At 42.7% G+C, this 25,590-nt stretch carries 30 protein-coding genes and 1 pseudogene; 9 read left to right on the plus strand and 22 right to left on the minus strand.

The window, feature by feature from the left end:
- The 9 genes from ABR397_RS12530 to fkpA form a co-directional block, all read right to left on the minus strand.
- Nucleotides 1-126: GTP-binding protein (locus tag ABR397_RS12530; protein ID WP_228940279.1), on the minus strand; the 126-nt coding region annotated here is incomplete at its 3' end.
- A gap of 72 nt (nt 127-198) precedes the next feature.
- The gene (fusA, locus tag ABR397_RS12535) at nt 199-2,307 is read right to left on the minus strand and encodes an elongation factor G (protein WP_350306030.1); all 2,109 of its coding nucleotides are present in this window, start codon (nt 2,305-2,307) and stop codon (nt 199-201) included.
- Between the two features lie 80 nt (nt 2,308-2,387).
- The gene (gene rpsG / locus ABR397_RS12540) at nt 2,388-2,858 is read right to left on the minus strand and encodes a 30S ribosomal protein S7 (RefSeq protein WP_023044363.1); all 471 of its coding nucleotides are present in this window, start codon (nt 2,856-2,858) and stop codon (nt 2,388-2,390) included.
- Nucleotides 2,859-2,954: 96 nt separating this feature from the next.
- A complete protein-coding gene (gene rpsL, locus ABR397_RS12545) occupies nt 2,955-3,329 on the minus strand; it encodes a 30S ribosomal protein S12 (RefSeq protein ID WP_021322890.1) in 375 nt (124 codons plus the stop codon).
- A gap of 134 nt (nt 3,330-3,463) precedes the next feature.
- The gene (tusB, locus tag ABR397_RS12550; protein WP_350306031.1) at nt 3,464-3,751 is read right to left on the minus strand and encodes a sulfurtransferase complex subunit TusB; all 288 of its coding nucleotides are present in this window, start codon (nt 3,749-3,751) and stop codon (nt 3,464-3,466) included.
- A 20-nt stretch (nt 3,752-3,771) separates the two neighbouring features.
- Nucleotides 3,772-4,131, minus strand: coding sequence for a sulfurtransferase complex subunit TusC (tusC, locus tag ABR397_RS12555; protein WP_350306032.1), 360 nt, complete (start codon nt 4,129-4,131; stop codon nt 3,772-3,774).
- A gap of 9 nt (nt 4,132-4,140) precedes the next feature.
- A complete protein-coding gene (gene tusD, locus ABR397_RS12560) occupies nt 4,141-4,536 on the minus strand; it encodes a sulfurtransferase complex subunit TusD (RefSeq protein ID WP_350306033.1) in 396 nt (131 codons plus the stop codon).
- Nucleotides 4,536-5,270, minus strand: coding sequence for a helix-turn-helix transcriptional regulator (locus ABR397_RS12565; protein ID WP_350306034.1), 735 nt, complete (start codon nt 5,268-5,270; stop codon nt 4,536-4,538). Before ABR397_RS12565 ends, tusD begins: the two co-directional genes overlap by 1 nt.
- Before the next feature lie 285 nt (nt 5,271-5,555).
- Nucleotides 5,556-6,320, minus strand: coding sequence for an FKBP-type peptidyl-prolyl cis-trans isomerase (gene fkpA / locus ABR397_RS12570; protein WP_350306035.1), 765 nt, complete (start codon nt 6,318-6,320; stop codon nt 5,556-5,558).
- Nucleotides 6,321-6,571: 251 nt separating this feature from the next.
- Between fkpA and ABR397_RS12575 the strand changes: the two genes are divergently transcribed.
- Nucleotides 6,572-6,790: a protein SlyX gene (locus tag ABR397_RS12575; RefSeq protein ID WP_021322895.1), complete on the plus strand. Its 219-nt coding sequence runs from the start codon at nt 6,572-6,574 to the stop codon at nt 6,788-6,790.
- 117 nt (nt 6,791-6,907) lie between these two features.
- Here ABR397_RS12575 and slyD read toward each other — a convergent pair whose 3' ends face one another.
- The 4 genes from slyD to kefG all read right to left on the minus strand — a co-directional run bounded on the left by slyD (nt 6,908) and on the right by kefG (nt 10,157).
- Entirely contained in the window at nt 6,908-7,483 is a 576-nt protein-coding gene (gene slyD / locus ABR397_RS12580) for a peptidylprolyl isomerase (RefSeq protein ID WP_350306036.1), read from the minus strand.
- 88 nt (nt 7,484-7,571) lie between these two features.
- Nucleotides 7,572-7,775 carry a YheV family putative zinc ribbon protein gene (locus tag ABR397_RS12585; protein WP_021322897.1) on the minus strand — a complete coding sequence of 68 codons (204 nt, stop codon included), beginning with the start codon at nt 7,773-7,775 and terminating at the stop codon, nt 7,572-7,574.
- Nucleotides 7,759-9,603 carry a glutathione-regulated potassium-efflux system protein KefB gene (gene kefB / locus ABR397_RS12590; protein WP_350306037.1) on the minus strand — a complete coding sequence of 615 codons (1,845 nt, stop codon included), beginning with the start codon at nt 9,601-9,603 and terminating at the stop codon, nt 7,759-7,761. Before kefB ends, ABR397_RS12585 begins: the two co-directional genes overlap by 17 nt.
- A 2-nt stretch (nt 9,604-9,605) precedes the next feature.
- On the minus strand, nt 9,606-10,157 hold the full coding sequence (gene kefG / locus ABR397_RS12595) for a glutathione-regulated potassium-efflux system ancillary protein KefG (RefSeq protein ID WP_350306038.1): 552 nt from the start codon (nt 10,155-10,157) through the stop codon (nt 9,606-9,608).
- A 127-nt stretch (nt 10,158-10,284) separates the two neighbouring features.
- Between kefG and ABR397_RS12600 the strand changes: the two genes are divergently transcribed.
- Nucleotides 10,285-12,210 (plus strand): ABC transporter ATP-binding protein, encoded by a 1,926-nt coding sequence (locus ABR397_RS12600; protein WP_350306039.1) that lies wholly within the window; start codon nt 10,285-10,287, stop codon nt 12,208-12,210.
- A 211-nt stretch (nt 12,211-12,421) separates the two neighbouring features.
- Here ABR397_RS12600 and ABR397_RS12605 read toward each other — a convergent pair whose 3' ends face one another.
- The 5 genes from ABR397_RS12605 to ABR397_RS12625 form a co-directional block, all read right to left on the minus strand.
- The gene (locus tag ABR397_RS12605) at nt 12,422-13,312 is read right to left on the minus strand and encodes a LysR family transcriptional regulator (protein WP_350306040.1); all 891 of its coding nucleotides are present in this window, start codon (nt 13,310-13,312) and stop codon (nt 12,422-12,424) included.
- A 655-nt stretch (nt 13,313-13,967) separates the two neighbouring features.
- Nucleotides 13,968-14,180, minus strand: coding sequence for a hypothetical protein (locus tag ABR397_RS12610; protein WP_350306041.1), 213 nt, complete (start codon nt 14,178-14,180; stop codon nt 13,968-13,970).
- Between the two features lie 635 nt (nt 14,181-14,815).
- On the minus strand, nt 14,816-15,025 hold the full coding sequence (locus ABR397_RS12615; protein WP_350306042.1) for a hypothetical protein: 210 nt from the start codon (nt 15,023-15,025) through the stop codon (nt 14,816-14,818).
- A gap of 8 nt (nt 15,026-15,033) precedes the next feature.
- Nucleotides 15,034-15,747, minus strand: a complete 714-nt coding sequence (locus ABR397_RS12620; protein ID WP_350306043.1) for a hypothetical protein — start codon at nt 15,745-15,747, stop codon at nt 15,034-15,036.
- A gap of 42 nt (nt 15,748-15,789) precedes the next feature.
- Nucleotides 15,790-15,996, minus strand: coding sequence for a hypothetical protein (locus ABR397_RS12625; protein WP_350306044.1), 207 nt, complete (start codon nt 15,994-15,996; stop codon nt 15,790-15,792).
- Nucleotides 15,997-16,276: 280 nt separating this feature from the next.
- On the opposite strand from ABR397_RS12625, the gene ABR397_RS12630 reads away from it, so the two are divergent.
- From ABR397_RS12630 to murP, 3 genes are all read left to right on the plus strand, one after another.
- On the plus strand, nt 16,277-16,756 hold the full coding sequence (locus tag ABR397_RS12630; RefSeq protein WP_350306045.1) for an Hcp family type VI secretion system effector: 480 nt from the start codon (nt 16,277-16,279) through the stop codon (nt 16,754-16,756).
- Nucleotides 16,757-16,993: 237 nt separating this feature from the next.
- The gene (gene murQ, locus ABR397_RS12635; RefSeq protein ID WP_350306046.1) at nt 16,994-17,899 is read left to right on the plus strand and encodes an N-acetylmuramic acid 6-phosphate etherase; all 906 of its coding nucleotides are present in this window, start codon (nt 16,994-16,996) and stop codon (nt 17,897-17,899) included.
- 31 nt (nt 17,900-17,930) lie between these two features.
- A complete protein-coding gene (murP, locus tag ABR397_RS12640; protein WP_350306047.1) occupies nt 17,931-19,382 on the plus strand; it encodes a PTS N-acetylmuramic acid transporter subunit IIBC in 1,452 nt (483 codons plus the stop codon).
- 27 nt (nt 19,383-19,409) lie between these two features.
- On the opposite strand, the gene ABR397_RS12645 is transcribed toward murP, so the two are convergent.
- Nucleotides 19,410-20,018, minus strand: coding sequence for a LysE family translocator (locus ABR397_RS12645; protein ID WP_350306048.1), 609 nt, complete (start codon nt 20,016-20,018; stop codon nt 19,410-19,412).
- Nucleotides 20,019-20,121: 103 nt separating this feature from the next.
- Between ABR397_RS12645 and ABR397_RS12650 the strand changes: the two genes are divergently transcribed.
- From ABR397_RS12650 to ABR397_RS12660, 3 genes are read left to right on the plus strand one after another with little or no spacing between them, the layout of a single operon-like run.
- A complete protein-coding gene (locus tag ABR397_RS12650; protein ID WP_350306049.1) occupies nt 20,122-21,102 on the plus strand; it encodes a hydrolase in 981 nt (326 codons plus the stop codon).
- Entirely contained in the window at nt 21,099-21,317 is a 219-nt protein-coding gene (locus ABR397_RS12655) for a YheU family protein (protein WP_021322908.1), read from the plus strand. Before ABR397_RS12650 ends, ABR397_RS12655 begins: the two co-directional genes overlap by 4 nt.
- Before the next feature lie 20 nt (nt 21,318-21,337).
- Complete coding sequence (locus tag ABR397_RS12660; RefSeq protein ID WP_350306050.1) at nt 21,338-22,207, plus strand: phosphoribulokinase; 870 nt, start codon at nt 21,338-21,340, stop codon at nt 22,205-22,207.
- Between the two features lie 122 nt (nt 22,208-22,329).
- On the opposite strand, the gene ABR397_RS12665 is transcribed toward ABR397_RS12660, so the two are convergent.
- Together ABR397_RS12665 and ABR397_RS12670 are read right to left on the minus strand one after the other, a co-directional pair.
- Nucleotides 22,330-22,737, minus strand: a complete 408-nt coding sequence (locus ABR397_RS12665; RefSeq protein WP_350306051.1) for an OsmC family protein — start codon at nt 22,735-22,737, stop codon at nt 22,330-22,332.
- A 103-nt stretch (nt 22,738-22,840) separates the two neighbouring features.
- Nucleotides 22,841-23,257: pseudogene (locus ABR397_RS12670) on the minus strand (RNA-guided endonuclease InsQ/TnpB family protein); the annotation flags it as partial.
- A 394-nt stretch (nt 23,258-23,651) separates the two neighbouring features.
- Here ABR397_RS12670 and crp point away from each other — a divergent pair.
- Complete coding sequence (gene crp / locus ABR397_RS12675; RefSeq protein WP_004240730.1) at nt 23,652-24,284, plus strand: cAMP-activated global transcriptional regulator CRP; 633 nt, start codon at nt 23,652-23,654, stop codon at nt 24,282-24,284.
- A 48-nt stretch (nt 24,285-24,332) separates the two neighbouring features.
- On the opposite strand, the gene argD is transcribed toward crp, so the two are convergent.
- On the minus strand, nt 24,333-25,544 hold the full coding sequence (argD, locus tag ABR397_RS12680; protein ID WP_350306052.1) for a bifunctional acetylornithine/succinyldiaminopimelate transaminase: 1,212 nt from the start codon (nt 25,542-25,544) through the stop codon (nt 24,333-24,335).
- Between the last annotated feature and the right edge of the window lie 46 nt (nt 25,545-25,590).

A 25,590-nucleotide genomic window follows, 5' to 3' on the forward strand; every position in this document is an offset into this window, starting at 1 on the left:
ACCACCGTAGGTTTTAGCCAGTACAGTAGTGATAGCAGCAGTCAGGGTAGTTTTACCATGGTCAACGTGGCCGATAGTACCAACGTTAACGTGCGGTTTTTTACGTTCAAATTTTTCTTTAGACACGACTCTATTCCTTAATATCGCTCCCTCGTTATGTGAGGAGGGAGCTAAATCTAGATATTAAACCCGAAAAGCTTATTTAGCTTTACGAGCTTCGATAATAGCCTGAGCGACGTTGCTCGGCGCTTCATTGTACTTCAGGAACTCCATGGAGTAAGAAGCACGACCTTGGGTCTGAGAACGCAGGTCAGTAGCATAACCAAACATTTCAGATAATGGTACCTGAGCACGTACGATTTTACCGGTAGCAAGATCTTCCATACCGTCGATCATACCACGACGACGATTCAGGTCACCGATAACGTCACCCATGTAGTCTTCTGGAGTTTCAACTTCAACTTTCATGATAGGTTCCAGCAGAACTGGTTTCGCTTTCATGAAGCCTTCTTTGAAGCCCATAGAACCTGCGATTTTGAACGCCATTTCAGAGGAGTCAACTTCGTGGTAAGAACCATCGAACAATGCCACTTTAACGTCAACAATCGGGTAACCAGCCAGAACACCATTTTTCATTTGCTCCTGAATACCCTTATCTACCGCAGGGATATATTCTTTAGGAACAACACCGCCAACAATTTCGTTAGCGAATTGGTAGCCTGGACCACCTGCTTCCATTGGCTCAATACGCAGCCATACGTGACCAAACTGACCACGACCACCAGACTGACGAACAAATTTACCTTCTTGCTCAACAGTAGTACGGATGGTTTCACGGTAAGCAACCTGAGGTTTACCGACGTTCGCTTCAACTTTGAACTCACGACGCATACGGTCAACCAGAACGTCTAAGTGAAGCTCACCCATGCCCGCGATAATAGTCTGGCCGGATTCTTCATCGGTAGACACGCGGAATGATGGGTCTTCCTGAGCCAGACGACCTAAAGCGATACCCATTTTTTCCTGGTCGGCTTTAGTTTTTGGCTCAATCGCAACAGAGATTACCGGCTCTGGGAATTCCATACGCTCCAGAATGATTGGAGAACTGATATCACACAGAGTATCACCAGTAGTCACGTCTTTCAGACCGATCGCAGCTGCGATATCGCCTGCGCGAACTTCTTTGATCTCTTCACGCTTGTTAGCATGCATCTGAACGATACGGCCGAAACGCTCTTTTTTGTCTTTCACTGGGTTAAGAACAGTATCACCGGAATTAACCACGCCAGAGTAGACACGGAAGAAGGTCAGGTTACCAACGAATGGGTCAGTAGCGATTTTAAACGCCAGTGCCGAGAACGGTTCGTTATCGTCAGAATGACGCTCTGCCGGGGTATCTTTACCATCTGGCAGAAGACCTTTAATAGATTCAACGTCAGTTGGTGCCGGCAGGTACTCAATAACGGCATCCAACATTGCCTGAACACCTTTGTTCTTAAATGCAGAACCACAGGTAACCAAGATGATTTCGTTAGTCATAACACGATGACGCAGGCCAGCTTTGATCTCTTCTTCAGTCAGCTCTTCACCGCCGAGGTATTTTTCCATCAGCTCTTCTGATGCTTCCGCAGCGGCTTCAACCAAGTTGTTACGCCATTCTTCAGCCAGATCCTGCATATCAGCCGGAACATCTTCATAAGTGAAAGAAGTTCCCTGATCTTCATCGTTCCAGTTGATAGCTTTCATTTTCACCAAGTCAACAACACCGGTGAAGCCATCTTCTGCACCAATTGCCAATTGCAGAGGTACTGGGTTTGCAGCCAAACGAGTTTTGATCTGCTCAACAACGCGTAAGAAATTCGCTCCCATACGGTCCATTTTGTTAACGAACGCAATACGTGGAACTTTATATTTATTCGCCTGACGCCATACGGTTTCAGACTGTGGCTGAACACCACCAACCGCACAATAAACCATGACCGCACCGTCAAGAACACGCATGGAACGTTCTACTTCGATAGTGAAGTCAACGTGTCCTGGGGTGTCAATGATATTGATACGGTGCGCGTCAAACTGCTTAGCCATACCTGACCAGAAAGCAGTTGTTGCTGCGGAGGTGATGGTAATACCACGCTCCTGCTCCTGTTCCATCCAGTCCATAGTAGCAGCGCCATCATGAACTTCACCGATCTTATGGTTTACACCAGTGTAGAACAGAATACGTTCGGTAGTGGTGGTTTTACCGGCGTCGATGTGTGCACTGATACCGATGTTACGGTAGCGTGCAATGGGTGTTGTACGAGCCATTTGATTCCTCTATTCCTAGGACGTTCAATTTAAATCTGGGTGGCAGTGCCGCCACCCAGGGCATCATCACTACAATGGAATTACCAACGGTAGTGTGCGAACGCCTTGTTAGCTTCTGCCATACGGTGAACGTCTTCACGTTTCTTAACAGCAGAGCCTTTATTCTCGGCTGCGTCAGATAGTTCGTTCGCCAGGCGCAGGGCCATAGACTTATCACCGCGTTTACGAGCAGCTTCAACGATCCAGCGCATTGCCAGAGCATTACGACGAACCGGACGAACTTCAACTGGAACCTGATAAGTAGAACCACCAACACGGCGGGATTTAACTTCCACGGTTGGACGCACGTTATCCAGTGCGAGTTCAAACGCTTCCAGATGTTCTTTACCAGAACGCTGAGCCAGGGTCTCAAGCGCACTATATACAATTGCTTCCGCAGTAGATTTTTTACCATCTACCATCAGGATATTGACAAATTTGGCCAGTAATTCAGATCCGAACTTTGGATCTGGCAAAATTTTACGCTGACCAATTACACGACGACGTGGCATGGAAATACTCCGTTTCGAATTCAGGGTTGTCCAAAACTCTACGAGTTTATTTTGACATTAAAGTGAAAATGTTTGGCCTTACTTAACGGAGAACCATTAAGCCTTTGGCTTCTTCGCACCGTACTTAGAACGACCTTGTTTACGGTCTTTAACACCGGAACAGTCCAGTGCGCCGCGCACAGTGTGGTAACGCACACCTGGCAAGTCTTTAACACGACCGCCACGGATCAAAATTACGGAGTGTTCCTGCAAGTTGTGGCCTTCACCACCGATGTAGGAAGAAACTTCGTAACCGTTAGTCAAACGCACACGACATACTTTACGCAGTGCGGAGTTTGGTTTTTTAGGGGTGGTGGTATATACGCGAGTACATACGCCACGCTTCTGTGGGCAAGCTTCCAGAGCAGGAACGTTGCTTTTTGCAACCTTCATGCTGCGGGGTTTGCGCACCAGCTGGTTAATAGTTGCCATTATTAAAAAAACTCCTGGTTTTTTTGCTTCGTAAACACGGATAAAATCTCTTGTCTGCCCTGACGGCAAAACACGAGGACGCGGAATTTTATGGCTGACTCGCCGGGGTGTCAAGAAATATACATTTTCTCTGACTACCAAGCGAATTGTTGATGGTGTTTTACCGTCAGGTTAACAAAGTCAGTATAGTCGATAACTTGCACTTTGTCCGAAATCCGACCTACCAATCCCCGCGCCTCAATATCTTCTTTCAGAACATACAATGTAACGCCATGACTAATTAAAGCCGGAAGATAACAATTACCATCAATGCTTGCTAGTACGCCATCCTGAATAAACAGTATGTCATCACCACTGGCAAGCAGATTGAATATCACATTGAAATCACATTGATAAGGGGATCGGCCAACAGTATATAGCATATTATCGTCCTTCCAATCGCTCAGAATGTCAGCACCACATCATAGCCAGCCAGTTTTTCACGAATCGCTTTTGCGGATATCACTTCCGCATCCAGAATACCACTGCGGACTGCGCTTAACCCACGCATGATAAGGTCTTCCTGGCACAAATAATATTTTTCAATATCGTACAGAGGCAAGACCTTAAACGTAGCAATATAGTTTCTGGCGAGGATCCTGTCAGGTTGCTGATCCGGCAGGAGTTGCAGCACACCATCAGAAATAAAAAATACACCAATCTCTTCTGTTAATGCCGAGGTTGCCAATAATGCATCCAAACCTTCTCTACCGCCAGAATCACCATGAGGTGCTTTTGTAAAGACAAAAGCAATTCTTTTCATTTTTGCCTCTCAGAATTGCACCACACGATCACAAGTCAACATGGCTTCAGCGAGCGTTCCCAATCCACTTAATTCAAACCCTTCAGCCAGGTTTGCAACAGATAAATTCAATTCATTCGCCTGCTGCGTATCAAGGACGCCACGGCGAAGAGCGGCGGCAATACAAATATGTATGCCAAACCGATGCTCTGTTGCCATCATCTGCCACGCGTTAACCAAATTAAACTCATCACTGGCTGGTGTGGTCAATTGATTACCGTTATAAACCCCTTCCCGATAAAAAAATACGGTATTCAGTTTATGTCCCATCGCAATCAAAGTTTGCGCAAATTGGTAAGCACTGCTGGCTTGCTGGGCGCCATACGCAGGTCCCGTTACCAGCAGACAATAAGACAGCGAAGACATTACCGTTCGGGCCCTAAGCATTCCCCATTTTTAAACTGGCGAATATAAAGGTAAACAGTATGTTTAGAAATATTTAAACGCTCAGCAACCTGATTAATTGCGTCCTTAATATCAAAAATGCCTTTCTCATAGAGATTCAGAACCACCTGTCTGTTCTTTGCATTATTAGATACATTGCGATCAATATTAACTTCTTCAATAGTATATTCCAGCGTTTGCGCCACCAAATCATCCACGGATGATGCAAAGTTTACATTTGTTGGTGCAACGTCATGGGTTTCCTCTGGAATAAATGTCTGAATTATTTCAGAGAAAGGGACATCAAGATTCATATTAATGCACAAGAGGCCGATCACTCTGCGATTCCGGTTGCGGATCGCAATAGTGACAGACTTCATCAATGAGCCGCTTTTCGCTCGGGTAAAATAGGCTTTGGATACACTACAGTCTTCATCTGTAATGTCATGTAACATACGCAACGCAAGATCAGTGATAGGTGAACCTATTTTACGACCTGTATGTTCTCCATTAGCTATTCTGACCGCTGAACATTTAAGATCTTCCAGTGAATGAAGGACAATCTCGCAATGCCCACCAATCAGCATAGCCAAGCCATCAACTGCGGCTTCATAAGATTTTAAAATTTCGCGATCCGTTTCATTAAACGGTTGGTTTTCCAATAAATCGATATCATTGATATCATTGATATCACCAGATAATAACGGGTTAGACATTAAATACACCATCCTTCAAACGCAGACAACGTCTTGCTAAAAACACAACGTGATAAACGTATAAAAATTTCTTGTGAAAATTCAACTATTGCAGCTTAACAGAGATCTCAGCCAAAGATCTTTTCATTCACATCAAATATTGACGTTAAAACCACATTACATCATCGTCAAGCCATAGCTACTCAGACATTTGGCCTATATCACAGCTTTCAGTAACAAAAAACCGTTGACAGAATCTCTACCAACGGTTTTATCCATATTCATCAAAGATACTGAGTGAATAGATTACTTAGCTTTGGTATCCGCTTTCACATCCAGCAGCTCAATATCAAACACTAATGTAGAGTTTGCAGGAATGCCTGGAACACCAGCCTTACCATAGGCCAGCTCTGGTGGAATAACCAGTTTGATTTTTCCGCCTTTTTTCACATTTTGCAAACCTTCTGTCCAACCAGGGATAACGCCGTCCAGACGAATAGAAAGTGGTTCATTACGTTTATATGAACTGTCGAACTCTTTACCGTCAATCAACGCTCCCTTATAGTTTACGACGACAGTGTCACTTGCCGCAGGCTTTTTACCACTCCCTTCCTTTTCTATTTTATACAAAAGGCCGGTTTTGCTCTTAACGACGCCTTTTTCCTTAGCAAAAGCTTCACGATATTTAGCACCCTTAGCTTCATTATCGCTGGCTTCTTTTTCCATCTTAGCTTCAGCCGCAGACTTCACTTTGCCTTCAAATGCACGCAAAGTATTTTCAATTTCGCTGTCATTCAGTTTGCTCTTGTTATTAAAAGCATCCTGCACACCCGCCAACAATTGATCTTTATCCAATGGGATACCCAGAGATTTCTGCTCTTTCAGAGTGTTTTCCATATAACGCCCTAAAGATGCGCCCAGAGCATAAGCATTTTGCTGATCTTCCGTTTTAAATGCGCTGTTCAATTCTGTACTGCTCTGACTATCCGCTTTAGCAGCCAACGCCTGAGGAACGCTGAAAGCCATCGCCAATGTGGCAGTAAGCAAGGTCACTTTAAACAATAATTTCATCTATTTCTCCAATAACTTTGGGGGATATTTACCGTCAGCAAAAGTTATGCAATCAAGTCACTATAACTGTCTACAGGAGCACAACACAATATTTGCTGCTGTTTAGTGCCCCAAAACTGTTAAGACAACATGAATGAAAAGAGGTTTCATAACAACCATATTTCACAAAATATTCTGGGCATAATAGGTTACTCTTAATTAATATAAGGCGTCTAACACTAGTCATACACGACCTGAAACGGGAGAAAATCATGGATCTGTCAGAATTTGAGCAACGGCTTGAACATTTGGAAAGCCGGGTTGCCTTTCAGGAAATAACTATCGAAGAGTTGAACGAAGTGGTTACTGAGCAGCAAATGGAGATGGCTAAGTTAAGGGAGCATTTGCGGTTGATGACAGAAAGATTGAAAGCCACTCAGCCATCAATGGTCGCTTCACAGTCTGAAGAAACGCCGCCACCTCATTACTGATTTTGACTAAGTAAAAAAACAACCAGCCACTATACACAGGGCAAGTAAGAGAAACCGGCTCTCCCAATCTTGCCCCGCTTTTTTAAATATTAAAGCCTGACAATCCGCTTTAATTTATCAATGGCAGCTACCGCCACCGCAGCATCCGTTCCCTTCATTATGGTGGTGGTGACCATCGTCATGGCCGTGGCCACCACAGCAACCACCTTCGCCATGTTCGTGACCATGCGCGCCGTGAACATGACCATGAGCCAGCTCTTCTTCGGTCGCTTCGCGGATAGCAATAACTTCAACATTGAATTTCAGATTCTGGCCAGCCAGCATATGGTTACCATCAACCACAACGTGCTCATCTTCAACCTCAGTGATTTCTACGGGTACCGGTCCCATGTCAGTGTCAGCCAGGAAACGCATGCCAACTTCCAATTCATCAACACCAACAAATACATCTTTCGGCACACGCTGAACCAAATTGTCATCATACTGACCATAGGCATCATCAGCCTGTACGCTAACATCAAAATTCTCACCAGCCTCACGGCCTTCCAGCGCTTTTTCCAAACCGCTGATCAATGAACCACGGCCATGCAGATAGTCCAACGGCGCACTCACCGGTGACTCATCAACTAAAACACCATCTTCCGTTCTTACCTGATAAGCCAAGCTGACTACCAAGTCTTTTGCTACTTTCATGACATCTCCTACCCGTGGGCCTAAAAATTTTTACCGATTGTAGCGGAATTCTAAGCCCCTGTACCCACCCGCATTAAAATTCATACAATTATTGTGGTGTAAAAATACCAATAACCTGCTCCTGTTTTCTCACATGAGAGGCCACTTTCTCATCAGTTTGGCGTTGTTGATGTCCACAATGGACACATTCCACCACATCCACCTGATCTTCCCGCCACATTGCCAGCGTGTCTTGAGAGTGACATTCAGGGCAGACAGCACCAGCAATAAATCTTTTACGGCTTACTGTCATTGTTTGCTCCGTTACTAGTCATATGTTCGTGTTCATTCCAACCATCCGGTTGGAGACGCTCATTCAACATTTCCCGTTCGAACAACTCTTCCAGTTCCCGTCGCGCCTCTTTTATGCGGGATATGTGAGCCACATCACCCTGTAGCTGTGGCATCAATTCTCTCAGCATCCGCATATCCAACCGCTGAAAATGATGTTTTGCACGATAAGCCTTATGCGGATGCATTCCCAACCCGACCAACGTCTTACGGCCCAATTCCAATGCACTGGAAAAAGTTTCGCGGGTGAAATTTTCTACGCCATTCTGTAGCAGTTCATGCGCTTCCAGGCGTCCTCTGGCCCGCGCCATAATATGCAGATTCGGGAAATGTTTTTGGCATAAATGAACGATCATCATGGTATCTTCCGGCTCATTACAGGTAATAACAATCGCTTTGGCTTTATCTGCCCCTGCCGAACGCAGCAATTCCAACTCAACTGCATCACCATAATAAACTTTATAGCCATAACGCCGCATGGTACTAACAACACTGACATCACGCTCCAGCACAGTTATGTGGATTTTATTCACCATCAGAAGACGGCCTATTACCTGCCCAAACCGGCCAAAACCAACTAAAATCACCTGCGGATCATTATCTTCCACAAATGGCTGTTCTTCCGTCTCATCCGAGGCATTATAGCGGCGTGCCAAAATAGCATCTATCAATTGCATCACAAGCGGCGTTGTCATCATTGATATCGTCACTACAACCAACAGCAAAGCCATCTGCCCACTACTGAGCACATTCTGGCCCAGTGCAGCAGAAAACAGAACAAAGGCAAATTCTCCGCCCTGGCTGAGAACGCCGGAAAATTGCAAGCAGGATGAACCCCGTAAGCCAGCAGTCCATGCGATAAGATAAAGAACAACGCCTTTCACAATGACCAAAACCAGTACGCCAAGTAACACATCGGACAAATGTATCAACAACACGCCCAGATTCAGGGACATACCTACCGAAATAAAAAACAGTCCTAACAGTAATCCCTTGAACGGTTCTATGGATATTTCCAGTTCATGGCGATATTCACTATCTGCTAGCAATACCCCGGCGATAAAGGTTCCCAGCGCCATAGAAAAACCCAGCGCTTCCATAAACAGCGCCGAACTGAGCACCACCAATAATGCCGCCGCAGTAAACACCTCACGCACTCCAGCTCTGACGACCAAACGAAACAACGGACGTAACAGATAACGACCACCCAGCAACATAACGGCAAAAGCGGCTATTTTTAACGCTATCCGATACCAATCACTGGATGCTGTTTCACCTGCCAGAAGTGGGATCAATGCCAAAGCCGGGATCACCGCCATATCCTGAAACAGCAAAACAGAGAAACCAAGCTGCCCGCCTTCATTGCGGTTCATGCCCTTCTCTTTCATCAGTTGCAAAGCCATTGCTGTTGAGGACATCGCCATCCCGATACCACCGATAACCGCCGCCTGCCACGAAAAATCTGTCAGATATAACAGCCCAGCCAGCACACCTGCGGTGAAAATAACCTGGGCTGCGCCGACACCAAAAATCGATCGCCTGAGTTGCCAGAGTTTAGAAGGGTTAAGTTCAAGACCGATGATAAACATCAGGAAAACGATCCCCAGCTCAGAGAAATGAAGAATATCATCAACATCCCTGATAAAACTGAGCCCCCACGGGCCAAGGACAATCCCGGCAAACAAATAACCTAATACTGCCCCAATCCTGAATTTCTGTGCGATAGGCACTGCCACTACCGCAGCAAATAAAAACAACACCCCGGCGCTGAGTTGCGCTGAATGCTCCATAGCTATAGCCCTCCTAATGATAATGGCGATTTAAGCCACTCACGATAAGCATTAGCATGGATGGCAAGAAGTTCAGGTTTTTGACGACGTGCCCAATAAATAATGATCGGTGATAACCAATGCATATGGCACATAGATGCTGTTAGTTCAAAAGGGCGAAGAATCTCTTCCATCGGATAGAAGTTATAACCATCAGCCCGGAAAGCGCCTTCCGGTTCTCCGGTTGTGATCACTGAACGCCAATATTTCCCCTGTAATGCCAACCCGGTGGTACCACTAGCAAATCCCCGCGTCAGCACGCGATCCATCCACTCCTTTAATAAAGCTGGACAACTGTAGGTATATAATGGATGTTGAAAGACAACCACCTGATGTTCACGAAGCAGTTGTTGCTCATGATGAACATCAATAAAAAAATCTGGATAAGCTCTATATAAGTCGTGAACCGTAACATGCTCTAAATCCAGCACAGGTTGCAACAAAACGTGATTTGCTACTGAATCCTGTGGCTCAGGATGGGCATACAGCAGCAGGACTTTAGGCGGCTGTAACATCGTTCCCTCCTCAAGAACGTGTCAGGACACGTATTTTCCGTTACCATGCATACAAAGTGACAAAATTAGGGCGCTTATTGTCCCATTACTTTCTAATAATTTAACATACTCTATACAAACGACACCTATGATTGTTTTCTCTTCATTACAAATTCGTCGCGGAATCCGTGTCTTGCTGGATAATGCCAGCGCCACTATCAATCCCGGACAGAAAGTTGGTCTGGTAGGGAAAAATGGCTGTGGTAAATCCACCTTACTTGCACTATTAAAAAATGAACTTCAGGCTGAAGCAGGAACATTCACTTTTCCCGCTAACTGGGCGCTGGCTTGGGTGAATCAAGAAACACCAGCACTGGAAATACCTGCTCTGGAATATGTCATTGATGGTGATCGTGAATTCCGTCAACTGGAACGGCAACTACAATTAGCCAATGAAAAAAATGACGGTAATTTGATCGCTCATCTACACAACCAACTGGACACAATTCAAGCCTGGACCATCCGTTCAAGAGCATCAAGTTTACTTCATGGTCTAGGCTTTTCTCAGGATCAACTGAATCAACCAGTACGTGCGTTTTCCGGTGGATGGCGTATGCGCCTCAATCTAGCGCAAGCCTTGCTCTGCCGTTCTGATTTATTGTTACTTGACGAACCAACCAACCATCTTGATCTGGATGCAGTGATCTGGCTGGAGAAATGGCTGAAAAACTACCCCGGTACACTAATCCTTATCTCCCATGACCGGGATTTTCTAGACCCGATTGCCGATAAAATCCTTCATATCGAACAACAATCACTGTTTGAATATAGTGGCAACTACTCCTCTTTCGAACGTCAGCGCGCGACCAAACTGGCGCAACAACAAGCACTTTATAAAAGTCAGCAGGAGAAAGTAGCACATCTGCAAAGTTATATTGACCGCTTCCGGGCCAAGGCCAGTAAAGCCAAACAAGCTCAGAGCCGTATCAAGATGCTGGAGCGAATGGAGTTGATAGCGCCTGCCCATGTTGATAACCCGTTCCATTTCAGTTTCCGTAAACCGGAGAATCTGCCAAATCCCCTGCTGAAAATGGAAAAAGTTAGCGCAGGATATGGAGAACGAACGGTTTTGAACTCCATCAAACTGAATTTAGTCCCCGGCTCCCGCATTGGCCTACTTGGTCGTAACGGCGCAGGTAAATCCACGTTGATCAAATTACTGGCTGGTGAACTGCAATCCCAGAGTGGAGACGTGGAATTAGCCAAAGGGATCAAACTGGGATATTTCGCCCAGCACCAGTTGGAATATCTGCGTGCTGATGAATCACCATTACAGCATATAGCACGCCTTGCGCCACAGGAAACAGAGCAGCAACTCAGGGATTATCTGGGTGGTTTTGGTTTCAAAGGTGATCAAGTCACTGACCCAAGCGGACGTTTCTCCGGGGGAGAAAAAGCACGTCTGGTTTTAGCATTGATGGTTTGGCAACGCCCTAATCTTCTGTTGCTTGATGAGCCAACCAACCACCTAGACCTGGATATGCGTCAGGCCCTGACAGAAGCGCTGATCGATTTTGATGGTGCATTGGTTGTGGTTTCCCATGACAGGCATCTACTGCGTTCAACAACCGATGAGTTGTATTTGGTTCACGATGGCCGGGTAGAATCTTTCAATGGCGATTTGGAAGATTATCAACAATGGCTGACAGATCAGCAGCGTCAACAAAATCAGCAATTACGAGAGAACAACGATAAGGAAAAAGAATCTTCCGGTCAAAGTGCTCAGGAAAGAAAAGATCAAAAACGGCGTCAGGCTGACTTCCGTACCCAAACGCAGCCATTGCGCAAACAGCTGACCAATCTGGAAAAACAGATGGATAAACTGGGTAACGAACTGACGGTATTAGAAGAACAGCTGTCAGACAGCGCTGTCTATGATAATAGCCGTAAAGCAGAATTGACTGAATATCTGCAAAAACAAAATCAAACCAAATCAAAACTGGAAGAAATTGAATTAGCGTGGATGGAAATTCAGGAGCAACTTGAGCAAATGATGCAAGAGTTTGAAGGGTAAATACTTTCATAAATAACATTAAAAAAATAAAGCGGAGAAAACAATCCGCTTTATTTTTAATAACATTTACACCAAAAAATCTCATTCATATTATTAACCCATTCACAAAAATGAATATTATTATCGTAAAATTTTAATTAAAAAAATCATATGAAATTTACTTTCATCTAAAATTGCATTTATTAGTCGAATCCACCCGCGTTTTTCTGATTTACATATTATCAACTAATGTAGAAAATAGTTTCGCTGCATTTATCAAATCACAGTCTATTACTGGACTCCATAAGATACCAAAATCAATCTCCATATCAGTTTCTAAAATTTCAAGTAAATCAATATATTGTGATGGAATTGAACGAACCACTTTCTGCGGAACTAAAGAAAAGCCATTATGTTTTGTTATCAATTCAGTCATTACTATAATATCATTAGTTTTTAACATTAAATTCATGCTCTTATCATAAATAGAAAATATGTTGATGACATCGGTAAAATCAAGAGACATATCATTCTCACCAGTATCAATAAGATGATATAAGGAGACTATTTCAGCATTTAATTCAGCAAAACTCTGAATCCAATCACTGCCTTTTTTGAAAAGATAAACGAGTTTTTCAGTAAAAACCCGCTTGGGCATCAGTGATGAGGTTAACGGCAAAGGAACAATAGCAATATGCAATAGACCAGAATTTAACAAACTCATCTGCTGCTCGAATGGCAAACCTGTAATTAGCACAAGCACGGTTTTTTCCTGTGTACCTAAAAAAAGCGGCTCTTTCATTTTCCCAGAATCATAAATAGAAAAACAGGAACTCACATAAAGATAATTTGGTGAGTCGCCTTGCAAATCATGGTGAACCTGAATCTGAAACTGCTCAAAATGCCCCAGTAATTTCTGAGCATTCTCTAATGTTTTTTGCCCAAAATCAGTTAGCCTAGTCCCATTTGGCCCTCTGGAGAAAAGTAGAGCGCCAAATAATTTTTCCAGTACATTAATTTTCTTTGTCAACGCAGGTTGTGAAATATTTAATATTTGAGAGGCCTTATGATAATTAAGTGTTTCAGCTAACACGATAAAAGCTTTTAGATTACGTATATCCACATTTTCACCACTCAGGTTTATCTCATATACTTTCTTTACGTTACTATTTCAGCAATAAACTAAATCATTTGCATTTAAATTAATCAAACAAAGATTAAACAACAACTATACGATGATCAATTAATTTATTCTAAAAAAGTCGGCGATATATATTACGATATTTGCTATAACGATTTACCCATGTTTCCCAGATGAACAAGTAAGTAATCCAATTAAATAAAATGCATTAGAAAATGATAATTTTTTTCATTTTTTAAAATTTTTCCATATCAATTACCAGCCATCCTGTGATACGTAATTCCTGCTATGCAGGATAGTGCAATTTACCTGACGCATGCTATTTTTAAATAAAAAGAACAAGATCGCCGGTTATATGTATAATATTTTCTTATTTACCATAACACCCCTGTTTGAATAAATTGATTGAGATTAACCCCTGACATTCTTGGTTTTCTCTCCATTTCTTTTTTGATTAAATTAATGCCAAAATAACAATAATCCAAAAAAATAATTAACTCCCATAAAAGATCCTTAAACCATATTAAAAAAGCGCCTTGAACCATTTCTTACTAAAAATTTCCAGATCTCACACCCATGCTAAAATGCTAATTAATTAGTTATTGCAATAAAACAAGCTAAACATATATAAATATATTTATCTCCTCTTACTAATACACCAAAAAACAAAAGCCGTAACAACAACAATACCCAATAATGTTAATCGCCCCCATATATCTGGAAAACAGGCTGCGGCCATAGCTGACCAAGCGATAATCAAGATAAAAGGAATTGTGTTCCACAAAAGATCTTTAATCCATATAAAAAAAAGATCTTTGAACCATTCCTTACTGAAAATTTTTTTACTCACCTTCACACTCGTATACTAATTGAATTCGATAAACAATAATAAAATGATACAGCATGAAAAAGTCCTTAAAGAATACAAATCTATATCCTAGGATCACATAACAGCAGGCACATTAACCATATAGTATATGGGATGATAGAATTTATTAAAAATAAGCCAAGCTAAGCATATATATGCTTTTCACTTATATATGAAAAAACAAAAAGACAAATAAAAACAACAATAACACCAAACAATGCTAACCATCCCAATATATCTGGAAAAAAGACTACAGCCATCATTGACCAAACAAAAATAATTATTACAGGTATAGTTGACCACAAAAGATCCTTAAACCACTCTCTGCTAAAAATTTTTTTTTACTTTATTCATAATTAAATAGCTTTTCATAATTCTGCTACACATGACCTTCTTCAACCCATTGTTATATATGGAGTTATGAGTGGCATAAGATGTAGCGCTATTTTAGAATCTTATTTAATCATTCCAATAACCTCAGAAACAATATCATCTTCGCTACACTTTCCCCCAATAAGGCTAACACCTTTGACAATACAGGTCCAAATATAAAATACAACATTTCCAATTTCAGGTTGTGCAAGGTGTGGCACTATTTTGGAATGTTATTTATATGCTTAACAACGTTTACCAATAAACCACATAGCAACAAAAACAATAAAAATACCAACCAAAGTTAAACTAAACCATATATCTGGAAAAAAGATATTAGCTACAAATACCCAAATAACAATAATCCCAAAAGGAATGACCTCCCACAAAAGATCTTTAAGCCATATGAAAAAAAGATCTTTGAACCACTCTTTGCTAAAAAGTTTATTACTCATATTCACTCTCACACACTAATTACTTTAACAATTGTAGAAACAACATCGTCTTCACTGCTTTTTGTTCCAATAAGGCCAACACCTTTTGACAATGCGGGTTCAACTAAAAAATACAACATTTCCAGTTTCTTGCTGTACAAAGCCCAATAAAAATATGGATGCTCTCTTTTTAACTTATCTGCTGACACAGCAGCTTTCTCAAAGAGACCATATGATTGAAAAGCCGTCAAAATAATATTACCATATCTTCTAATGCCTTCTCTTATAATCACATTCATAATTAAAGATTGATATATAATCTCAGCTACCGCAGTAGATATAGAACTTTTTGTAGTTCTAGATGTTACGAATGTTGCTGAAATCTCCAATAATTTCTCTACTAATTTAGTGTATATCCTTTTTTTAGCTTCATCACTTTGATTCCTTAATAATTCTTTAGAAAACACTTCCGTTATTTCCTTCATAGGATTTCGTCCTTTGGTTACACTCCATAGAGCTGAAACAAACCTTCCATCCTCACTATTTATTTGTTCATTTACATCACGATAATCATCGAAGAAATATGACCCGCGCCTGACTAATCGATTGAACCCACCCTCCATTGTATTTACTGTATCTTCTGAGATTTCTCTTACTCCATCACCAGCCTTTTCTAGCCTTAAAGCCAGAATTCGGTCGGCCTCAAGTTTCATTTTTATATAATGTTCAACATAGTCTGCCATTTTTTATCTCCCTAAAAAATGAATTAGTCAAAAATCGCCACACTAGTGTTTAACGGATGGCGTTTCTAGTTTGAGTGAGAGAGTACGGCCATCCGAAACTCTCATATTAATTAAATCAGCTTCAATTGACGATAACAGCTGAAAACATAGCATCATCATCAATGCCAGTTTCTCCTCTGAAACTAACGAGCTATTCTCTAACGCATCACTTAGTTGTTGTAATAACTGTTCTCTATCTTTATCGTCCATACGACTAAACCCATTCACAATTAAAATTAGAGTATAACACCATTATATAGAAAATAACCACATCGATTATATAATAGCAAAACGTTTGTAAAGAGTAGAGCTTCAAATATGAATAAAATATAAATATTATTTTTAAGTAAATAAACTGTTAGATACTTCTTATGGAAAAAATTCGATATTGAACTATTAATTTTTTTATATTTTAATGTTAAGGTTACACTTCCACCACTAAGCACACAGCTTAGGTAATTTAAACAAAGAACTCATATGGTAATTGTTTATGTCACATATAATTTATTTGTCGTTAAACGGTAAAAAACAAGGTTTAATTTCTGCTGGTTGTTCAACGCTGGATTCTATAGGCAACCGATATCAAAAGGGGCACGAAGATCAAATACAGGTACTGAGTTTAAGTCATATGATAACTCGCGAACAAAATGTAGATCACCACCCATTGCAGTTCATTAAGCCAATAGATAAATCATCTCCATTATTATCAATGGCAATCTCTTCAAACGAACTACTGCATGCGGTTTTTTTCTTTTATAGAACAAACACCGCTGGACAGTTAGAACTTTTCTATGAGGTCAAATTAACAGAAGCGAGCATTGTTGACGTTTCTTGTACCTATCCGCATTCAATAAATGATAATGAAATGATGCCGTATGAAAAAATCCTTCTCAAATACAGATCTATATCTTGGAATCACGTAACGGCAGGCACATCAGCCTATAGCATATGGGATGACAGAATTTATTGAAAACAAGCCAAGCTAAGCATATATATTACATATGCTTAGTATTGACGTTTCTCACTTATATATGAAAAACAAAAATTTTCTCAAACCTATTCACAGCACTTTGTTCTATAACCGATAAAATACATTCACTTAACAAAGCCATCGCTTTTATCGAAATACCGATCAAATTTGCGCTTTATGACAAAGAAGAGTAAATAATTATTTATCATTTTAAAAGTATTCCGTTAGGAAAGTAATATGAAAATCAATCTCAACAATATGGTGACAGAAAGCCGCAACCCAGCCAGTGCCTGCATTGACACTCTGCCTACCCTTGAGATGCTAAAGGTCATTAATGATGAAGACAAAAAAGTCGCACTGGCGGTAGAGCAAACTTTGCCGCAAATTGCTGCAACGGTAGATAAAATTGCCGAAGCTTTCCGTCAGGGAGGCCGTTTAATCTATATTGGTGCCGGTACATCTGGCCGGTTAGGGATCCTGGATGCCAGTGAATGCCCACCCACTTATGGCTCCAGACCGGAGCAAGTGGTTGGCTTGATTGCAGGAGGGCATCAAGCCATCTTGAGGGCCGTTGAAAATGCAGAAGATAACCGGCAATTAGGCACAAATGATCTTCAAGCGCTAAACTTTAACTCTAAAGATGTACTGGTTGGTATTGCCGCCAGTGGCCGTACACCTTACGTTCTAGGTGCCATGGAGTATGCGAAATCAGTGGGAGCCACCGTCGCCTGTATCAGTTGTAATCCTGACAGTCCGATGACACAAGCAGCCGATATTGCCATAACACCTGTCGTTGGGCCAGAAATCGTCACTGGTTCATCACGTATGAAAGCAGGTACAGCACAAAAGCTGATCCTCAATATGCTCACTACCGGTGCCATGATCCGCACAGGAAAAGTGTATGGCAACCTGATGGTGGACGTAGAAGCGACAAATGCCAAACTGGTTGAAAGGCAGAAAAATATCGTTATAGCCGCCACAGAATGCAACCGCATACAAGCTGAACAGGCACTGGCTGCATGTGATGGACATTGCAAAACAGCCATTGTGATGATTCTGGCAGAGATAGATGCTCAACAAGCAAAGGCTTTACTGGAAAAGAATCACGGTTTTATTCGCCCGGCAATCTCAACAGTTCGGTAATCGTTTCTTCTTCTGAACAGGAATAAATAAGATGGCTAAAATTAATCAGGCAATAATTGTTCAGATCCTTACAGCTATCGGCAATGCGGGTAATGTGGCTCAATGTGGTAACTGTATGACCCGCCTGCGACTGACACTGCATGATAATACTCAGGTGGATAAAGCCACACTGAAACAGATCCCCAATGTGCTGGGTATTATTGAAAGTGATAACCAGTTGCAGATTGTCCTTGGACCGGGAAAAGCCCAGGCTGCGGCTGAAATAATGAATCAATTGCTGGATTCTTCTGTTCATGTAGAACAACCAGCACAAAGCGACACTGATTTAACCCATATAGCCTCCGCCAATAAAAAGCAGCTTAAAGAGAAACAGGTCAGCGCAGTACATAAATTTCTGACGAAATTCGCCACTATTTTTACACCGCTGATCCCCGGCTTTATTGCCGTTGGTTTACTGCTGGGCTTTGCCACTTTACTTGAACAGATCGCCATTCAGGGCGTTGAACATCCTAATACTGTATTGGTTGAAATCATCGGTTATATGAAAGTATTCAGTAAAGGAATGTTCAGCTTTTTGAGTATCCTGGTTGGTTATAACGCGCAAAAAGCCTTTGGTGGATCAGGTATAAACGGCGCAATTATCGCCTCGCTGTTTGTACTGGGTTATAACCCGGATGCCACCAGCGGTTTCTACTCCGGTATCTCCACTTTCTTTGGTTACAGTATCGATCCACGCGGCAATATTATCGGCGTTCTGCTCGCCGCTATTCTGGGAGCATGGGTAGAACGACAAGTTCGTAAGATCATTCCGGACAATCTGGATATGATCCTCACTTCAGCGATTACCCTGCTGATCATGGGAGCAATCGCCTTTATTATTATCATGCCGCTGGGAAGCTATCTGTTTAGCGGCATGTCATGGTTATTCCTTAATCTTAACGGCAATCCTTTTGGTACAGCGATATTGGCAGGGCTGTTTCTGCTCGCCGTTATGTTTGGTGTACATCAGGGGTTTGTTCCGGTCTATTTCGCGTTAATGGACGCACAAGGCTTTAACTCTCTGTTCCCAATCCTTGCTATGGCTGGAGGCGGGCAAGTTGGTGCAGCACTAGCGCTGTATGTCAAAGCGAAAAAAGACTCTCTGCTGCGCACTCAGATAAAAGGCGCCATTATTCCAGGCTTTCTCGGCATCGGTGAACCGTTGATTTACGGAGTAACCTTGCCACGCATCAAACCTTTTATCACTGCTTGTCTGGGAGGTGCTGCCGGTGGTTTCTTTATCGGCTTAGTGGCTTATTTAGGTTTACCTGTTGGATTGAACACGGTTTTCGGTCCATCTGGATTGGTAGCACTACCCCTAATGACCTCCAACAGCGGTATTTTTATTGGGATGGCAATTTATGCCGCAGGATTGGTGGTTGCTTATATCAGCGGTTTTGTCCTGACTCTGCTGTTCGGCAATAAAAATGTCGATTTAACTTAATAACCAAAATGAAATTAATGAGTTAAATTATCCAATCCAGATCAATGGCACACAGCTTGCCGTTAATATTCCCATCATGATATTGAAAATAAACCAGGCATTGCGACTACGAAGTAATGTTCCAATCAACGAACCAAAACCAGTCCACAGGATACTACTCAAAAAACTTATCAATATCGTTGCGACACTAATAATGATGATGGAATAGAGATACTGTTCACCTGCAATACTGTAACTGCCAACCGATCCTAATCCCATCAGCCAGGCTTTCGGATTCAAGAACTGTAGTAACCAGCCCTGATACCACCTCACTGGCTTTATGACAGCGCAGCCTTTAGTATCCAGACGCCGATAACTGGCTGTTGCCGTTTTCCATGCTAACCACAGTAAATAGAGACTACCCGCTATTTTCATTATCGTGTGAATAGTAGGATAAACCAGCAGTAATGCCGCCACACCGAAAGCGGACAGATATAAAATCGTCTGCATTCCCAAAAGAATGCCACATATCAATCCCAAAGAACGGATAAAACCAAAGTTAGCGCCCGATGAGGTCAGTAACATATTGTTTGGACCTGGGGTAATCGCAGAAATAAACAAAAAAGTTGTTAATGAAAAAATCAGGCCTGCTGTCATGAATGGTTCCTTTCATCCTGAATAATGGCGTTTCCCTTTCACAGAAAATATCAGTATGTTATTCACCATACAAGATAACTAATCAATTTAACTCGAAACCATTATGTCCGATATCTTTCGTCCTCTAACCGGAGCCAGTAATCCGCATTTGCAAACATTGCTCCCGCGTCTGGTGCGGCGGTATCCTGAACTGCAACCCTACTGGCAACGACTTAATCTGCCAGATCACGATTTTGTTGACCTGGCATGGAGTGAAGATCCAGCAACCGCAGCACATAAGCCACGGCTGATCCTGTTTCATGGTCTGGAAGGCAGTTTCCGCAGCCCTTATGCTCACGGTTTGCTTCATATCTGTCAGAAAAAAGGCTGGCTTGGCGTTGTCATGCATTTCCGTGGATGCAGTGGTGAACCAAACCGCCAAAAACGTCTCTATCATTCTGGCGAAACAGGCGATGCCCGTTATTTTCTGAACTGGTTAAAACAGACCTACGGTGATATACCAACCTCAGCCGTGGGTTATTCAGTCGGCGGTAATATGCTGGCCTGCTATCTGGCAGAAGAAAAAACACAGGCCCAGCTCAATGCAGCAGTCATTGTTTCTGCCCCTCTGATGTTAGAAGCCTGTTCCAGCCGGATAGAAAAAGGATTTTCTCAGGTTTACGAGCGCTATTTGCTTAACAATCTAAAACGTAATGTTACCCGCAAGTTGCTACGCTACCCAGGTTCTCTGCCTATCAATCTGTCCCAGGTAAAAGGATTGAAACACATTCGGGAATTTGATGAAATTGTAACCGCAAAAATCCACCGTTTTAAAGATGCAGCGGACTACTACCGCCAGTGTAGCGCTCTACCACGCCTGTCTGACATTACGGTACCACTGTTGATTATTCATGCAAAAGACGATCCTTTTATGACACCGGAAGTCGTTCCTGACCTCAAAACACTACCCAAAAATATTGAATACCAATTAACAGAATACGGTGGACATGTCGGCTTTGTCAGTGGTTCACTGAAGAAACCACAAATGTGGCTGGAACAACGTATTCCAAGCTGGCTGTCATCTTATCTGGAGCAACAACGATGATTATTCCATGGCAACAACTGGAGCCAGAAACTCTGCTAAATTTGATAGAGAGCTTTATCCTGCGGGAAGGCACTGATTATGGTGAATATGAAAAATCCCTTGAGCAGAAAGTCGCTGACATACGTCGTCAGTTGGAGCAGGGGGATGTTATGCTGGTGTGGTCTGAACTGCATGAGAGCATCAATATTATGCCAAAAGAAATGTTCCATTCTTAACATTATGGAGTTTACTGCTTATGTCTGCCAAACATCCGATTATTGCGATTACCGGTTCCAGCGGTGCCGGAACAACAACAACTAGTTTAGCTTTCCGTAAGATTTTCCAGCAACTTAATATCAGCGCAGCACAGATAGAGGGGGATAGTTTCCATCGCTATACCCGCCCTGAAATGGATGCAGCAATCCGTAAAGCCAAGGAGCAAGGCAGACACATCAGTTATTTTGGGCCAGAAGCCAATGATTTTGGCATGCTGGAAAAAACCATGATTGACTATGGTGAAGCTGGTGAAGGCCGTTGCCGTAAGTACCTTCACACCTATGATGACGCGGTTCCTTACAACCAGCTCCCCGGTACATTTACTCCGTGGGAAACCTTACCAAAGCAGACCGATGTGCTGTTTTATGAAGGCCTGCACGGTGGCGTGGTAACACCACAACATAATGTTGCCAGTCATGTCGATCTGCTGGTGGGGGTGGTGCCGATTGTCAACCTTGAATGGATACAGAAACTTATCCGCGATACCGGAGAACGGGGACACTCACAGGAAGCAGTAATGGATTCCGTCGTTCGTTCTATGGATGATTATATTAACTATATTACCCCCCAATTTTCCCGGACACATATAAATTTCCAGCGCGTCCCGACTGTTGATACGTCCAATCCATTTTCAGCCAAAGCCATTCCATCCCTGGATGAAAGTTTTATCGTCATCCGTTTCCGTGACCTCACTCAAATTGATTTCCCGTACCTTTTATCAATGTTACAAGGTTCATTTGTTTCAAGCATTAATACCATCGTAGTTCCCGGTGGAAAAATGGGACTGGCCATGGAGTTAATTATGACGCCATTGGTACAGAGATTACTGGAAGGGGAAAAAATTTGTTGATTAAAACCTAGGATAAATCCAAAAAAACCCGCATTTGAATCCACTTCTTATATTATTCAGTTAAAAAAACAGGTAACTGATATTAGTTACCTGTCGTTATTTTTCAATCAGGAAATAGTATCTTACTCTGTCTCTTTAATTTCAAAGCTGTGGGTAAGTTCAACTGATTTCCCCAGCATCAACGAAACAGAACAATATTTCTCAGCGGAAAGCATGACGGCACGTTCAACCGCGTTCTCTGTTAAATCCTTGCCGGTAACAATAAAATGCAGATTAATAGAAGTAAATAAGCGTGGCGCCTCTTCACGACGGCGGGAAATTAATTTCACTTCACAATCTTTTATGTCATATCTGCCTTTCTGCAAAATAGAAATAACATCAATCGTGCTACAACCGCCAACTGCCATTAATACCATTTCCATTGGGCTTGGTGCCTTATCGCCGGCATTTCCATCCATCATGATCTGATGACCCGAAGACGACTCCCCCAAAAGAGACAACCCTTCAACCCATTTTACCCGCGCGTGCATAAGTACCTCTCAAGTCATTTTTTGCATCAAAGCCTACTCTTTCAGTATTAAACTGGCAATGTGACTACTCCCCGCCGTAAAAAACGGCGAGGCTTCCCACTTCTCAGGCCGCAACCGTTGGTGCAACGGATTTACGCAGGCCTCCATGAGCAGAGACGACGTGTCCCGCCGCCTGTCATTCAACTATCCCTTTTTGCCGGATGTCATGTTCTACCGCGCACTCAGGGCATTGCCAGCGCCGTTTATGCAGCGGCATTTCCGACATCTTGCCACCACAACAATGACACCTTCTGGAACTCGCATACCACTGATCGAGTTTCACCACATAAACGCCTTTTTGTTCCGCTTTGTATTCCAGCCTGCTGATGAAACTATGCCAGCCTGCATCCCCAATGACACGGGAAAGCTTATGCTGAAAATCGGCTCTAGCGTTAGCTACGTGTTCATGGCACCTGACTACCTATAACCGCGCTTTCGCCCGGTTAGCACTGCCTTTTTTCTTTCGGGATAAGGCTTTTTTATCCGCAGCCGCCATGTCAGAATTTTAAATACGCATTTATCTCGTCATGCACTATGGTCACGATCTTATTTTGCATGTAGGTTAGCTCCCCTTATATCGCCGCCCGATTGGGCGACGGTTTACGGGGCAATGGCTAATGAACGGTTTATTATGCTGAAACAATACAAGACAAGACAGAAACCTTTTCCTGTGTTAAAAACAGAAGCAGGTCCGGGTATATGTGGGTTAAGATCAATACTCAAGTTTCAAATTTCAGATAACCTATATAAAACCCTCACCTATCGGTTTTTCAGCAAACTAATATGTTAAGCTAGTGTCTTTATAAGCCAGCCTGACGAGAAACTTTTAGGTTCTCGTGTTATTTAGGCAGCGATAACAACAGAGGATGAAGAGAATGGTTCTCGGCAAGCCACAAACAGACCCCACTCTTGAATGGTTTTTGTCACACTGCCATATTCATAAATATCCATCCAAAAGCACGCTTATTCATCAAGGCGAAAAAGCAGAGACGCTTTACTACATCGTAAAAGGTTCTGTTGCGGTTTTGATTAAAGATGAAGAAGGCAAAGAGATGATCCTCTCCTATTTAAACCAGGGAGATTTCATTGGCGAGCTTGGATTATTTGAAGAAGGACAAGAGCGAACAGCCTGGGTTCGGGCCAAAAGCGCCTGTGAAGTAGCGGAAATTTCCTATAAGAAATTCCGTCAACTGATTCAGGTAAACCCGGATATTTTAATGCGTTTATCTGCCCAAATGGCAAGCCGTTTGCAAACAACTTCTGAGAAAGTCGGTAACCTGGCTTTCTTAGATGTAACCGGCCGGATTGCTCAGACTTTACTGAATCTGGCGAAACAACCCGATGCAATGACTCACCCTGACGGGATGCAAATCAAAATCACTCGCCAGGAAATTGGTCAGATTGTTGGCTGTTCCCGTGAAACGGTTGGCCGTATTCTGAAAATGCTGGAAGATCAAAACCTGATCTCCGCACACGGCAAAACAATTGTTGTTTACGGTACGCGTTAATTCTGGATTAATCAGCGCATGATACTGCGCTGATTTCTCTTATCCTTGTTATACCAACTGGCTAATCGCCTTCTCCAGCCGTTCCATCCCCTGATCTATCTCCTCTTCACTGATTATCAGCGAAGGTGTGAAACGCAGTACATCACTACCGGCACTCAATAACATCAGGCCATTTTCAGCCGCCAGTCGCAGGATCTCTTTAGATTTTCCCTGATACTGCGCTTTTAGTTCCGCACCAATCAGCAATCCCTTGCCACGGATTTCACCAAATATCGAATATTTCTGATTGATATCGTTCAGAAAATTCACAATCAAATGATGACGTTTTTCAACACCATCCAAGACCTCTGGCGTATTGATAATGTCAAAAGCAGCATTTGCAACCGCACAAGCCAGCGGATTACCACCATAAGTTGTGCCGTGAGTTCCCGGCACCATCGCCGAAGCGATATTCGCCGTAGTCAGCATAGCGCTGACAGGGAAACCACCTCCCAGAGCCTTCGCTGTGGTGATAATGTCCGGCACAACATCATAATACATATAAGAAAATAACTTACCGGTACGGCCCATTCCACTTTGTACTTCATCAAATACCAGCAGTACCTGATGTTTATCACAAAGTTCACGCAACCCATGAATAAATGCGGATGTCGCCGGCGTGACTCCCCCTTCACCCTGAACAGGTTCTAATACAACAGCGCAAGTATGATCATCCATGACCGCCTTTACTGCATCTAAGTCATTAAAAGGCACATGAATAATATCTGCGGGTTTTGGCCCAAAACCATCAGCGTATTTTGGCTGACCACCAACAGAGACCGTAAACAGAGTACGACCATGAAACCCCTGATGGAATGCGATAATTTTGGTTTTATATGGATGGTAACGGGTAATGGCATAGTGACGCGCCAGCTTAAATGCGGCTTCATTCGCTTCCGCTCCTGAGTTGGCAAAAAATACCCGCTCGGCAAAAGTTGCATCAATCAGTTTCTGCGCGAGTATCAAAGCCGGTTCACAGGTGAAAATATTACTGATATGCCAAAGTCTCTCCCCTTGCTGCTTTAAAACATCCACTAACGCAGGGTGACAATGTCCCAAAGCCATAACAGCAATACCACCAGCAAAATCAATATACTCTTTTCCTTGCTGATCCCATACACGGCTGCCTTGCCCTTTCACCGGTATAAACTGTGCCGGTGAATAAATTGGCAACATGACTTGATCGTATGTATTTCTGTTTACTGCGGCATGCTCCATCATTTTCCCACCCGTTTTTTATATATACGCCATTCAAAAATGAAATTAT

The organism is Photorhabdus viridis (genome assembly GCF_040256935.1).
In the GTDB taxonomy this organism is placed as follows: Bacteria; Pseudomonadota; Gammaproteobacteria; order Enterobacterales; family Enterobacteriaceae; genus Photorhabdus; species Photorhabdus viridis.

Excerpts from the sequence above, each read along its gene's own strand:
- fusA (WP_350306030.1), bottom strand. The coding sequence starts at position 2,307 with ATGGCTCGTACAACACCCATTGCACGCTACCGTAACATCGGTATCAGT.
- rpsG (WP_023044363.1), bottom strand. The coding sequence starts at position 2,858 with ATGCCACGTCGTCGTGTAATTGGTCAGCGTAAAATTTTGCCAGATCCA.
- rpsL (WP_021322890.1), bottom strand. The coding sequence starts at position 3,329 with ATGGCAACTATTAACCAGCTGGTGCGCAAACCCCGCAGCATGAAGGTT.
- tusB (WP_350306031.1), bottom strand. The coding sequence starts at position 3,751 with ATGCTATATACTGTTGGCCGATCCCCTTATCAATGTGATTTCAATGTG.
- tusC (WP_350306032.1), bottom strand. The coding sequence starts at position 4,131 with ATGAAAAGAATTGCTTTTGTCTTTACAAAAGCACCTCATGGTGATTCT.
- tusD (WP_350306033.1), bottom strand. The coding sequence starts at position 4,536 with ATGTCTTCGCTGTCTTATTGTCTGCTGGTAACGGGACCTGCGTATGGC.
- ABR397_RS12565 (WP_350306034.1), bottom strand. The coding sequence starts at position 5,270 with ATGTCTAACCCGTTATTATCTGGTGATATCAATGATATCAATGATATC.
- fkpA (WP_350306035.1), bottom strand. The coding sequence starts at position 6,320 with ATGAAATTATTGTTTAAAGTGACCTTGCTTACTGCCACATTGGCGATG.
- ABR397_RS12575 (WP_021322895.1), top strand. The coding sequence starts at position 6,572 with ATGGATCTGTCAGAATTTGAGCAACGGCTTGAACATTTGGAAAGCCGG.
- slyD (WP_350306036.1), bottom strand. The coding sequence starts at position 7,483 with ATGAAAGTAGCAAAAGACTTGGTAGTCAGCTTGGCTTATCAGGTAAGA.
- ABR397_RS12585 (WP_021322897.1), bottom strand. The coding sequence starts at position 7,775 with ATGACAGTAAGCCGTAAAAGATTTATTGCTGGTGCTGTCTGCCCTGAA.
- kefB (WP_350306037.1), bottom strand. The coding sequence starts at position 9,603 with ATGGAGCATTCAGCGCAACTCAGCGCCGGGGTGTTGTTTTTATTTGCT.
- kefG (WP_350306038.1), bottom strand. The coding sequence starts at position 10,157 with ATGTTACAGCCGCCTAAAGTCCTGCTGCTGTATGCCCATCCTGAGCCA.
- ABR397_RS12600 (WP_350306039.1), top strand. The coding sequence starts at position 10,285 with ATGATTGTTTTCTCTTCATTACAAATTCGTCGCGGAATCCGTGTCTTG.
- ABR397_RS12615 (WP_350306042.1), bottom strand. The coding sequence starts at position 15,025 with ATGAGTAATAAACTTTTTAGCAAAGAGTGGTTCAAAGATCTTTTTTTC.
- ABR397_RS12620 (WP_350306043.1), bottom strand. The coding sequence starts at position 15,747 with ATGGCAGACTATGTTGAACATTATATAAAAATGAAACTTGAGGCCGAC.
- ABR397_RS12625 (WP_350306044.1), bottom strand. The coding sequence starts at position 15,996 with ATGGACGATAAAGATAGAGAACAGTTATTACAACAACTAAGTGATGCG.
- ABR397_RS12630 (WP_350306045.1), top strand. The coding sequence starts at position 16,277 with ATGTCACATATAATTTATTTGTCGTTAAACGGTAAAAAACAAGGTTTA.
- murQ (WP_350306046.1), top strand. The coding sequence starts at position 16,994 with ATGAAAATCAATCTCAACAATATGGTGACAGAAAGCCGCAACCCAGCC.
- murP (WP_350306047.1), top strand. The coding sequence starts at position 17,931 with ATGGCTAAAATTAATCAGGCAATAATTGTTCAGATCCTTACAGCTATC.
- ABR397_RS12645 (WP_350306048.1), bottom strand. The coding sequence starts at position 20,018 with ATGACAGCAGGCCTGATTTTTTCATTAACAACTTTTTTGTTTATTTCT.
- ABR397_RS12650 (WP_350306049.1), top strand. The coding sequence starts at position 20,122 with ATGTCCGATATCTTTCGTCCTCTAACCGGAGCCAGTAATCCGCATTTG.
- ABR397_RS12655 (WP_021322908.1), top strand. The coding sequence starts at position 21,099 with ATGATTATTCCATGGCAACAACTGGAGCCAGAAACTCTGCTAAATTTG.
- ABR397_RS12660 (WP_350306050.1), top strand. The coding sequence starts at position 21,338 with ATGTCTGCCAAACATCCGATTATTGCGATTACCGGTTCCAGCGGTGCC.
- ABR397_RS12665 (WP_350306051.1), bottom strand. The coding sequence starts at position 22,737 with ATGCACGCGCGGGTAAAATGGGTTGAAGGGTTGTCTCTTTTGGGGGAG.
- crp (WP_004240730.1), top strand. The coding sequence starts at position 23,652 with ATGGTTCTCGGCAAGCCACAAACAGACCCCACTCTTGAATGGTTTTTG.
- argD (WP_350306052.1), bottom strand. The coding sequence starts at position 25,544 with ATGATGGAGCATGCCGCAGTAAACAGAAATACATACGATCAAGTCATG.